Here is a 13,056-nt window from a genome sequence, read left to right as displayed (position 1 = left end):
AATTGATAGTTTCATTTTTTATCACCTATTAATAATATAACCAAAATCTATCTATTTATACATCAAAATAAGTATATTTGATTATAAATAATTAAACTGTTTAGAAACCCCTCCTGTATCCCCATCATTATAAACTTTTACACTTAATTCAGTTAACGTCCCGCAGATTCACGACGTCCCCGTTAATGCTCCTAAACTTCTAATTAAAACTAAATCTTTATGTAAAACATCCCACCCTTCATTTATGATCATAGACTGGGATGCCTTTAATCTGCTGTTATCAGAAGTCCTGCATCAATTTGCTTTTATTAATAAACTGATCAATTTCATCTATCATATTAATGCATTTCAAATTTCAAAAAACATTTATTAGGATTTAATTTAGCTAATGATTAGAGCTTTAACTGAATAATTTCGTTCAACTGATTATTAATTGATATAATATAGGATGGAAAACCTTCTTCTGAAGCTCGTTCATCTCGCCTACTTCGTCTTGGTAAGACGAAAACCGCGGTAAAAATCGCCAAAGGACGGATCACTAGCGTAAAAGTTGTCCACCTCGCAGCTGACTGCGTCGCTGCCCCAGCTGCCACCCAAAACAACTCGGGAAGAACCATAGGGGGTGTTGCTCCACTCCCACACGTTTCCTGATATATCATATATACCAAGTTCATTTGCCTTTAGTTCGCCTACTGGATGAGTCGAACCTATGTTCCAGTCTTCTCCATACCAAGCTACCTCATCAATATTATCACTACCAGCATAAGTTGTATTGTCTCCATCAGCTCCACCACGAGCTGCATACCACCACTCATTTGCAGTCGGTAACCTATATCCTTCTAAAACAGATTTATCTGAAGTCTTTAACTCCCAATTATTCAAATCATAAGCTGGAGTTAATCCTTCATGTTCACTTAACCAATTATAATAAGCTACTGCTCCATACCAAGTTACCTCTATTACTGGAGTATTTTCAACTTTTGCTTTCCCACTCCCGGCAAAATAAAATCTATCATCATATCCTACTGCACAATCAATAGCATCCATATCTATTATTTCTTTTCCTTCATAACTACCATCTGAAGTTACTCCTGCACTATTCAAGAACTTAATGAACTCTGCATGAGTTATTTCATACTTACCCATTTCTATATCGTAATCTATCGAGGTGCTTCCATCTGCTGCTGTTCCTGATAATACTGTTACCATTTCTGGTGCTGTTATAGTAGTACTAACATCTACTTTTTTTACTATACTATCACTCTGTAAATTACCAGCATTGTCTTCTGCTACAAAGAAAATATCATACTTTGTTCCTGCATTAAGACTATCAATGGTAATCTCTTTTTCTATATCTGCTGAAATTGAAGTACTATTTCCGGCTGATTTTACTTCACTTGCTGTTAGCTTTGTTATCCCATCAAAAATAACTTTATAATAAACTGTTCCTCCTTCATCTACTTGGGCACTAATTCCTACACTACTTGTATCCGCTGTTGTTGTGATATTAGGACCTGTTGTCCAATCAGGAGCAGTTTTATCAATTGTTACTGTAATTGTAGCTGTATTACTTGAAGTATTTCCTGCTTCATCTGTTTGTCTGGCTACCAAATCATAAGTCTTTTCTTCTGATAATGTCACTTCGGAACTATATTCAGTCCAACTTGTTCCTCCATCTGTTGAATACTCTATTTTTGCTTCATTTACTCCTGATATTGTAAAAGTCTGATTGCTATTATATTTTCCAGCACTTATACCTTCTATTGTCGGACTTGATGGAGCTATACTATCTTTAAATACTGCTACTAAGGTAATATCACTTGTCATCTCTAATATTAGCGGATTATCTGTATTTCCATCATAACCACTACCTTCCCAATGGTCAAAATTATGTTCTCCTTTTCCATTAGGTGTCAGAGTTACTTCCTTACCTTCTTCATATTTATCTTTTAAAGGTTCTACTGTTACTTCTCCTGTCCCATCTGTTTTAGGTTCTACTGTTAAATTATATTTCTTTACACTATCATCATCTGAACATCCTACCAAACCCAACAATAAAATTAAACTTAAAACTAAAATTGTTATTCTTTTCTTCTTCATTAATTATTACCTCCTGATAACTTTTTTTATTTTGTTTTATTAGATTAATATTATAAAAAATAAAATAACATACCGCATTCACTTTTTATTAGAAAATAGCGGCATGTCATTTTATATACTTATAAACTTATAAAATGCTTTTAAACAATATCATTTTTTAACAACTTATTCCACTTATAGATATTTATTTATATTTTATCACAAAATATACTTTTTTAAAGTAATTTATTTATTAAATGCATTTAATAAACTTTTTATTAATAAATTTTATTATTATTCCAAAAATAGTTAATAAGAATATAATGCTAAAGGCAAAAATAATAACTAGTTTCCAAGGCAAAGCTAATTCTGGGCCAACTGCTCGCAAAGTTGCTAACTGTCCCTCTTCTGTATCAAAACTACCTAACACCTGCTTTTGACTTAATCCTTCTGGGACCAAAGTATCAATTACATTAGGATTTAAATCGCTATCAGTTCCTCCACCAAAGTTCCATGCCCCTCCTTCAGCCGTAACCTTTCTATAATTGTCATAATTAAATCCATCTAAAGAGCCAACTAATACATAATAATAGGCTTCGGATAAATCTTTTAATTTTTTTCGCGGAATAGTAACTTTAATTACTTTTTTTTCTTCCAGCTTAACTGCTGCTGATTCTAAAAGTTTATAATCCTTTTGTTTGTCATCTAAATTAAACAACTCAACATTCCAACCGGTAATTTTTAATAATTGATTCCACGGATGTTGCTTTTCAAATTTAACATTGGCCCCTTGTTTAAAAACTTCTTTACTTCCTCCATCACTATTATCAATATAGACTTGAATCAACTGATGACTGAAACCATAAGGTGCATGCCAAGGATTAGTAACCTGCTTAAATTTAAAATAAAAAATATATTGCTTTTCATTAGCCATTACTTTAAAAAAACTTAAGTCAAATAACCCCTGATAATCTTTGAATTGTTGGTGTTGAGGATAAATATAAGTTCCGGCTCCATAATCATCTCCAAGTGGGTCATTCATTTCAAATATTTTTTTAGATTCAGCCATAACAGTATTAGTAACTACTAAACTAATCAATAAAAATAAGACTAATAATTTACACACTTTCATAATTTTCGCCCCTTTATATAATCTACTTGTTATTTATTATTATGAAGCAAAATAAAAATTAGAAGATTTTTATAAAAATACAGAATCCCCTCTGGACCTCAAAAAATGAGGTTGAAAGGGGATTCTGCAATCTATATGCTTTATTTTTTGCTAGGTACCCAGATGCTCCATCCGGCATCTGCTTGAGCTTGAACTTTGAATTCTCCTACACCATTATTATCAGTTTCAACTGTACCTTCTATATTTCCTGTATAATCATAAAAAGTTGTATTCGACTGTAGGGAATTTATTTCCTTAGTAATTACTCCTCCCTCGTCAGATTGGGTGATCATCATTACTAATCCACTATTAGGAACTTCAGAACTTCCTTCTCTAATATAAGAATAAGTATTATAATCATTCGTATTAGTCTCATAGCCTGGTCCATAAGCAAACTTTTGTCGGGCATCTATTAGTTTATCTAGTTCCTCTTTCAAGCCCCAAATATAATAATCCTTCCAGTAAATACAAGGTAAACCATCTTCACGCATTAAAATATAAGCATATGCCTGCTGTTTACGCTTACTAATTGATTTATCTTCATTATCTCGGTCTGTATCATGACTGTCTACAAAAGTAACTGCTCGTTCTTCATATCCCGCTTGGTTAACTAAACCTGCTCCCCCAAGCCACCTTAAATCTAAGTTGCCATCACGTAATTTAGTAAATTCATTTCTTAAAGCAAAATCAAAAACACTTAAATCTTGTGTTCCTACTTGCTCTAAATAAGCAATTAATGAATTAGGATTTTCTTCCCAAGATTCCCCTATAAACTGTAAATCTTTTTCTGACTTTTGTTGTAAATATGAAATAAATTCAGCAATAAAATCATTATCTATATGCTTGCTGGCATCCAATCTGAAACCATCAAAACCAATCTCTTCAACTATCCAATATCCCCACTTTTTAACTTCAGCTCTGACATCAGAATTCTGATAATCTATATCTGCTCCCATAATATAATCTTCAGCATAGGATTTATCCCACTGTTTATTAACAAATAAATATTTACCTCCTTTTTCTGTTCTCTGGTCCCAATCAATACCATCAAAACACTGCCAATCCCATTCAAAAGTACTATACTTATCACGACCAGGAAATTTAAATTTTGTCCATACCTCAGCTAAATCACCAGACTTCAATTCTACAACTTCCGATTCGTCAGCTCCTAAACGATGATTTAATACTGCATCATAATAAACATCAATTCCCTGCTGATGCAACTCTTTAATAGCTTCTTCTAATTCTTCTTTAGTACCATATTTAGTTCTTACTGTTCCTTGTTGATAAAATTCGCCTAAATCCCATAAATCATAAGTTCCATAACCCACATCATAGCTGCCAGCTTTTCCTTTATTCGCTGGAGGTAACCACAAAGAAGTAATCCCCACTTCAGATAATTCTTCTGACCGCTGAGCTAATAACTGCCATAAATTTTCTTCTTCAGGATATTCTTCAGCATATCGTCCTTGATTCATTTCCCAATAAAATGCCTGCATTAATACTTCATTCAAACTAATCACCCCTTTTATTAAACAATAAATCGTGAACTTTGAGCTAACAGCCCATTACTCACGACTAAATTAATCATTTTCTTAAGATAAAATTTGAAGACCCCTTCGTGTAGTCCTAAGCGCTGTGCTTAGAGCTAATTAAAGTGTCTACGAGTTTTGCTCACAAAACTCTCCGTGGAGCCCACAGCGCTTCATCTTAACACTAATTACTTTGCGCAATCAGTATACAACTCATTTACAACTTGCTGTGATTCCGCAATCTATATGCACTACTTTTTGCTAGGTACCCAGATGCTCCATCCAGCATCTATGGTTTTACGTACTTTAAATTCTGCATAACCATTTTCGTCTGTAGTAATAGCTTCTTTGATATTTCTAGTATAGTCATGAAAAGTAGTATTAGCTTTATTAGTTTTAATTTTTCTCGTTGCGATTTCACCAGAAGTTCCCGTTGTAATCATCATTACTAATCCGGTATTTGGTTTTCCTGTTAAGCCTTCTCTCACATAAGAATATACCTTCTGTGTGTTATTATCAACTTCTCTTCCTGGACCATAAGCATAATACTTTCTCACTTCTAATAATCGAGTTAAGTCTTTTTGCAAATCAGAATTATATAAATGTTTCCAGAAAACCATTGGATATCCTTTATCTCGAGTCAGCATATAAGAATAAGCCTGCAACTCTCGATGAATAATTGGAGTTTTATAAGAAGCTTCATCACGACCTGTATCATGATTATCTACAAACATTACTGCTCTATCACCATACATTGCATCATTTACAAAACCAGCTGACTGTAAAGCTGCCATATTCAAATTACCAAAACTCATTGAAGTAAATGCATTACGTAAAGGAAAATCAAATAAATTCATATTATCATTATTAATAGAGCTTAAGAAAAATTTTAAACCCATATTATTTTCAATCCAAGCTTCTCCGACAAAAAATACATCTTTCTCACTATTTTGTTGAATATGAGTCATCCACTGCGACAGAAAATTAGCATCTATATGCTTTACTGCATCTAATCTATAACCGTCAAAACCAATATCATTAACTATCCAACTACCCCAGGTTTTAAGTTCATGCTGTACCTTTTCATTTTCATAATCTACATCAGAAGCCATCAGATAATCTACATCATAGGTATCATCCCAGGATTTACCTTTAAAATTCCTAGCACCAATTTCACCTTTTTCAGCCCCATAATCTACACCATCAAAAGCCTTCCAGTTCCATTGAAACTCTTCAGACTGCTTATAATACTTTTTTCGTCCTTTTAAAGGGCTAAATTTAGTATAGGATTTGATCTGGTCGCCACCTTTTAATGGAGCAGTTTCTAAATTATTTTTTCCATGCGCAATTCTTTGATTTAACACAGCATCATAATATACTTTAATATCCTGCTGATGCAAATCTTTAACTGCCTGCTCTAATTCTTTTTTAGTTCCATATTTAGTTCTTACTGTTCCAGCTTGATCAAACTCACCTAAATCCCACAAATCATAAGCAGCATAACCCTCATCTTCTTGATTATGAGCTTTATTAGCTGGAGGAAGCCATAAAGCAGTAATTCCCAACTCTTTAAATTCAACAGCACGCTGAGCTAATAATTGCCATAATTCTTTCTCTTCAGGATATTTCTCACCATACTTTCCTTTATTCATTTCCCAATAAAAAGCCTGTAATAATGTTTTATTTCGTTTATCTACTTGGGGATAAGAAGCTGCTTCAGTAATAAATTGATATTCATTTACTATCTTCTTTCCTTGTTTATCTGCTGCTGTGATTGTTAAATCATAGTTAGTAATCGGATTTAATTTAAAACCAGTAATCAATAATTTTTTACCGTTCTTTTGCACCTTTAAGTCTAATTCTCGCTTATCATTTTCAATTAAATTTGCCTCAACGGCAGCTAAATTATGGCTAAACTTTAATTTTATTTTCTCTACTTTAGGTGTTACTCCAGTTTCTTTATAATTAGCTAAATTAGAATCTATTACTGCAAATTCTTGAGGTTGCAAACATCCTCCACTAAAAGTCAATAACAATAAAACCACAATTAAACTTAATATCTTTTTATTATTCATCTCCCAAATATAAAGCCCCTCTCTATTTTCGTAATCTATTCTAGACCCTTCGTGTAGCCCAATTCGCTGTGCTTAGAGCTAGTTAAGTGTCTACGAGTTTTGCTCACAAAACTCTCCGTGTAGCCCACAGCGCTTCATCTTAACACTAATTACTTTGCGCAATCAATATACAATTCATTTGCAATTTGCTGTGATCCCGCAATCTATATGCTTCATTTTGAGCTGGGTACCCAGATGCTCTTTTAATCCAAATTGCTCTTTGGTCTTGTTATCTATATTTCATTGCTTACATGTTCTAGCCCTCCGGGTCTCGAAAAGCGTGAGACCCTCCGTGTAGTCCTAAGCGCTGTGCTTAGAGCTAGTTAAAGTGCGCAATCTATATGCTTCATTTTGAGCTGGGTACCCATATACTCCATCCGGTTTTTTCGGATAGGCGAATTTTGAACTCAGCATATCCATTTTCATCTGTAGTTACGGTCTCTTTTATATTTCTTGTATAGTCGTAAAAAGTGGTATTTGGTTTATTAGTTTTAATTCTTTTGCTGACTACTTCACCTGATGTACCTGAACTAATCATTGCTACTAAGCCAGTACGTGGTTTACTTTCTAACCCTTCTCGTACATAAGAATAGACGCGTTTACTATTATTATTAACTTCTCTACCTGGGCCATAAGCATAATATTTTCTTACTTCTAGTAATTTATGCAGTTCACTTTGATATCCATTCTGATAATAATCCTTCCAAAATACCATTGGTTTTCCTTGCGCCCGAGTTAAAATATAAGCATAAGCCTGCATCTTAAATCTAGTAATTGGTGCATTATATTCGACTTTATCTCTGCCTGTATCATGATTATCAATAAATGTAATAGCTCGGTCGCTATAATTAGGGTCATTAACTAAACCTGCACTTCCTAAAGCAGACATGTTAACTAGACCTGTCATCATATCTTTAAATGTATTGCGCAGAGGAAAATCAAAAACTGTTAAATCTTTATTATCAACATCAGATAAGAAAAATGATAATCCCATTTTGTTTTTAATCCAAGCTTCCCCGACAAAGAATACATCTTTCTCACTATTTTTCTGAATGTGGGTTAACCACTGGTCAATAAAATTAGAATCAATATGTTTCACAGCATCTATTCTAAAACCATCAAATCCAATATCATTGACTAACCAAGCACCCCATTCTTTAAGTTCATGTTGCACTTTCTTATTTTCATAATCAACATCTGCCCCTAATAAATAATCTTTGTCATAAGTATCATCCCAAGTCTTATCTTTAAAGGCTTGTGGTGAAATCGGACCATCTTCAGCATCATAATCTACTCCATCAAATTGTTTCCAATTCCAATCCCACTTCTCTGCTTGACTATAATATTTTTCTCGCCCTTTTAAATTAGGGAAACTAGTATAGGATTTAATCTCTTTACCAGATTTTAAAACAGTACTTTCCACATTTTGCTTACCCAAACCTATTCTATGATTCAGTACCGCATCATAATAAACCTTAATATTTTGTTCATGTAATGCTGCTACTGCTGTTTCTAATTCTTCTTTCGTTCCATATTTTGTTCTCACACTACCTGCTTGCTTAAATTCTCCTAAATCCCATAAATCATACACAGCATATCCTTCGTCTCTGACGCTATCAGCTTTATTAGCAGGGGGGATCCAAATTGAAGTAAAACCTAATTCTTTAAATTTAGGTGCTCGTTTGGCTAAAAGTTCCCACAAATTCTTTTCTTCCGGATATTTATCTAAATAAGGATACCCTGCCATTTCCCAATAAAAACCTTGTAATAAAGTTTCATTAGGGTTTTCTACCTGCGGATATGAGGCAGGTTTAGTCTCAAATTGATAACTATTAGTTATTTCTTGCCCGCTATCACTTTTAGCTACTATTACTAGTTTATAATTAGTGATTGGCACTAATTTCAAACTAGTGATACTTAACTGCTGCTTATCGATATTAGTTTTAAATCCAGTGACCTGCTCTCCATTTTTTAATAAACTAACTTCTACTTCTGCTAGTTGTTGATTGAATTTTACGTTTAGCTCTTTAGTATCTGCTTCAACTCCAGTTTCTTGATAATTAGCTAAGTTAGAGCCAACTACAGTAAAACTAACTTCTTCTTTTGCAGCAAAATCTGTTTCTTCTTTACATCCTACAAATGTAAATATTAAAATTACTAACATTATTGAAATAACTATTCTTTTATTAAATTCCAATTTATATCTCCCCTTTCAAATTATTTCTATTTATAATTATTCGAGATATTACTAATTTATCCTTTATCTAAATTAAAAATGGAAATTAAGCTATGTGCTATGAGTCATGATTTATAAGCTATGAACTCAAAAATAACTAAGACAGGGAAAATTCCCTGTCTTAGTTATACATATTATATTAATTAATTTTTTCTAACAAAATCACCCCATTTTGAGCTTCAAACTCAATACTTCCATCACTTACTTCGTCTTGTGAAGCAGTATAAGCATTTCTCAAAGTAACACCATCAGCGAAAACCTTACTGACATCAATTTTAGTAGCACCTGAAGCATTAATCTTAATAACTACTTTATCGCTGCCAAAGGTTCTTAAATAAGTGTCATCTCCTAAATCAATCTGGCTTCCTGCTCCTACTGCTGGATGATTAGCTCTAAATTGGCCCAGCTTCTGCCAGTGAGTTAAAACATCTTCTTCTTGCTCATACCAAGGATAATCAGACCTAGTTTGTTGAACTTCATCAAAGTCACCTGTACTAGGCTGTCTATCTATCTCATCACCATAAAAAGTCTGTACTACTCCCGGTGCTAATAACAATGCTGTACCAGCATCAATTTTATTGCCTAAAGCTCCTAATTGGGTATCATGAGAGGAAATATAACTCATCACATTAAATTGCTGATCACTATTAATTTCATCAGCGTAATCCTGCCATAAAGCACCAATTTCAGATAAGTCACCATCTTTAGGAAAATTAAAATTAATTACAGCATCAAAATCTGTGATTCCATCACCATTGTTATCATAAAAATAATCACTCTTATCCACACCATGGGGATTAACTTCTCCTACCATCCAGAAGTCTTCATCCCAATCTGCTCCTGGCGCAGTAGAGTTGTCATCACGCCAACTTTCTAGAGCTTTTTGAGCAGCTTCTTTTAACTGCCCCCACTGCTCTTCATCGACATGTTTAACAGTATCGACTCTAAAACCATCAATTCCAAACTCTTCTACCCAAGCTGCTAACCATTTAGTAATATAATCTGCTGGAGCAATTCCTAAATCTCGTCTTAAATTTTGAGCTGTTGGTACTACCCAATCCTCATAACTACTATCTTCTTGACTCCACTTTGTTTTTAAAACCGCTGGCAATTCTGCTGCTATTTCTAATTCTGTTTTAAAATCTGGCAGTCCATCTAAACCTTCAGTTAGCACATCATCTCCTCCTGAATCATAACCAGCAATACCAGCTCTGATCCAATTTGGCCCCCACCAGTTGGCCCACTGCTCGGCAGAACCTGCATAGTCAATGCTCTTATGATAGCTGTGCCAATTTTCTTTCTTAGTCGGAGACCAATCATCATTTAAAGCTTTATTCTTCCAGCCACCAAAATTATATTGGTTCATATCTTTAATTGTATTATAACCAGGATGATTCATTACTACGTCCATCACAATTCGAATTTCATGCTCATGAGCAGTATTAACAAAATCTCTAAATTCCTCGACTGTCCCCATATTCTTATCTAAAGCTGTATAATCTAAAGCATAGTAGCCATGATAAGCATAATGTGCAAAACTTCCATCATCTCCTCCTCCAACAAAACCATGAATCTGTTCGTATGGTGCTGTAATCCAAATTGCATTAACTCCTAGTTTATCAAAATATCCACTATCTATTTTTTCTTTTAATCCTGGAATATCCCCTCCATGAAAGGTTCCAATCTCATTTCCTGCAGCATCTACTTGAGGTCTGCCATAAGAATTGTCATTACTAGTATCTCCATTATAAAACCGATCAGTAATTACAAAATAAACATTAGCATTATCCCAAGTGAATCCAGTAGCCTCTACAACTGCATTATCATCTCTGGTGTAATTTACTTCTTTAGTAACAGTTCCTACCTCGTTTTCTGCAGTCACTGTTAACGTTGCACTGGCCCCATCATCTACATAATCACTTAAAGTTATAGTTTCTTGGGGTTTATCAGTCAAATCAACTATTTGCCCATTGAACTCATACTCAGCATCAGAAATAGTAAATCCATTACCTTTTAAGTTAATTTGAATCATTTTAGATCCTTGGTAAACTCCACTAGCTGGAGTGATTGAAATTGTAGGTTTATCTTTCTTATATAACTCTTTGCTACCATCTCCATCTTTATCTTCATACCAATACTGCCCCTTAGAGTCAACAGAAAGATCGTCTGTCTGCCCCCCAGTCCAGTTAAATATTAAATTTAATTGCTCAAAGTCAACATTATCAAATTTATAAACATAATATCCGTTTTCTTCATCAGTCATTGCCGAACCTGGCCAAGAACCAAGTGGTTGTTCACCACTATCAAGCCAAGCATACATATTAGGAGTATCAGAACCACTATATTTTAAATAAAAAACAAAATCTCCTTCATAACTATCCTCACGAGTATAAGTTGCTGTAGTAGTAATAGTCCCTGCATCATTAGTTGCAGTAACTGTAATTTCTGCTGTTTCACCATTGGCAAGATAATCTCCTAGTTGAATAGTAGTCTTATCAATCTTATTCTCTGTATCATGCAAAGTAACTGACTGACCATTAAATTCTGCACTTATATCTCTTAAATTACTACCAATTAGAGAAATCTCAAGTTCTTGTTCACCTTTATAAGTTCCTTCGCTCAAATCAAAAGCTACTTCGGGTTTCTGAGATTTTTCTGGGCAAGCAGAATACCACTGACCATCTTGATACCACCATTCATTTTGACTTCTGCTTAAAGTAGGGGTCTGGTCACTTTCTCCTGTACTTGGAATAAAAATTAAACTTATATCAGTAACTTCTGGAAATTCAGCGTAATACCAAGCATTACCTTCATACTTCATTTCTGCGCCAGGCCAACCGCCATTAGGTTCAACCTTTTCTCCATCACTATGATACCAAGAATAAACTTTTGGAGTACCGGCTGCATCTTTAAAATGTACTTTAACCCCTTCATATTGATGAGGAACAGCTGTTGCTGTAACCGCAGTTGATAAATCACTATTTAAACCATCATCCCCAATAGCCCGCACCCAATAATAATAACTAGTACCTGCTATTGCTGTACTATCTGTATAAATATTATTTTTACTGCGTGCTAAAGGCAATTTCCGCTCGTTACTTTGACCCCGATAAACCATGTATTGAGCAGCATTATCATCCCAATTCAATTTAATACCAGATTCTGTAGCAGTAGCCGCTACTCCTGTTGGAGCCTGAGGGGCAATTGTAGAACCCCAATTAATATCAACTATCAGTTCATTTCCCGTACTTAAATTGATAGTAATATTAGTAACTCTACCTGGTAACACGCTTAAATCAGAATCAGTCTGCTCTTGGTAGATTGAATTTTCTTCAGCATCAAATAATTCTACTTCTAAAGCATAATTGCCAGCTATAATATCATTAAATTGCGCTTGTTTATCATTTAAGTCAATTGCTGCTATTAATTCTTCTTGGGCTGGGCTTAGTTTTAGCTCTCCTGAAGCCGCCTCCTCTGGAATATTTTTAAAATTAATCACTAATCCTTTGGCTTTAGTTTGAGTTAATTCAATAGTTTTAGTTTGACTACTGCTACTTATTATAGCAGTATCATCCCCATAATAAACTTCATAGCCTTCATCATCTATAGCAACTACATCTATCTTATAAGTAGTATCTTGCTGTAATTTATTAAAATTAAAGGCTACATTTCCTTGATCATAATTCTTAGTTTTTTCTTTTTTATCACTGCTATCATTTTGATTAGTTAAAGTGACTGTTATTTCTTTGATAGTTAAGTCCAGTTGACTATCATTATTAAAATCCTCAAGACTAACTTTTAATTCTGCATCAGCTGGAGTATTTTTATTATCATCACTACTACTACAAGCAACTACAGTAGTTAAACTTAAGATTAATATTACTAATAATAAACTCTTCCTTCTTGTAAACACTTTTGACATTA

6 protein-coding genes are annotated in these 13,056 nt (G+C 33.9%); all 6 read right to left on the bottom strand.

What is annotated here, in order from left to right:
• Positions 1-483: 483 nt before the first annotated feature.
• The 6 genes from JOC47_RS12890 to JOC47_RS12865 all read right to left on the bottom strand — a co-directional run bounded on the left by JOC47_RS12890 (position 484) and on the right by JOC47_RS12865 (position 13,054).
• Positions 484-2,100 carry a formylglycine-generating enzyme family protein gene (locus tag JOC47_RS12890; protein ID WP_204702500.1) on the bottom strand — a complete coding sequence of 539 codons (1,617 nt, stop codon included), beginning with the start codon at positions 2,098-2,100 and terminating at the stop codon, positions 484-486.
• 232 nt (positions 2,101-2,332) lie between these two features.
• Positions 2,333-3,211 (bottom strand): glucodextranase DOMON-like domain-containing protein, encoded by an 879-nt coding sequence (locus tag JOC47_RS12885; RefSeq protein WP_204702499.1) that lies wholly within the window; start codon positions 3,209-3,211, stop codon positions 2,333-2,335.
• A gap of 140 nt (positions 3,212-3,351) precedes the next feature.
• On the bottom strand, positions 3,352-4,773 hold the full coding sequence (locus JOC47_RS12880) for an alpha-amylase (protein WP_439109078.1): 1,422 nt from the start codon (positions 4,771-4,773) through the stop codon (positions 3,352-3,354).
• Between the two features lie 260 nt (positions 4,774-5,033).
• The gene (locus JOC47_RS12875) at positions 5,034-6,857 is read right to left on the bottom strand and encodes an alpha-amylase domain-containing protein (protein ID WP_204702498.1); all 1,824 of its coding nucleotides are present in this window, start codon (positions 6,855-6,857) and stop codon (positions 5,034-5,036) included.
• Positions 6,858-7,242: 385 nt separating this feature from the next.
• Positions 7,243-9,093, bottom strand: a complete 1,851-nt coding sequence (locus JOC47_RS12870; RefSeq protein ID WP_204702497.1) for an alpha-amylase domain-containing protein — start codon at positions 9,091-9,093, stop codon at positions 7,243-7,245.
• 178 nt (positions 9,094-9,271) lie between these two features.
• Positions 9,272-13,054, bottom strand: a complete 3,783-nt coding sequence (locus JOC47_RS12865) for a starch-binding protein (RefSeq protein WP_204702496.1) — start codon at positions 13,052-13,054, stop codon at positions 9,272-9,274.
• Positions 13,055-13,056: the final 2 nt, after the last annotated feature.

Source organism: Halanaerobacter jeridensis (assembly GCF_016908315.1).
Lineage (GTDB): Bacteria > Bacillota > Halanaerobiia > Halobacteroidales > Halobacteroidaceae > Halanaerobacter > Halanaerobacter jeridensis.
Note: the sequence above shows the minus strand (reverse complement) of the source record. Positions and strands in the feature narration are given on the sequence as shown.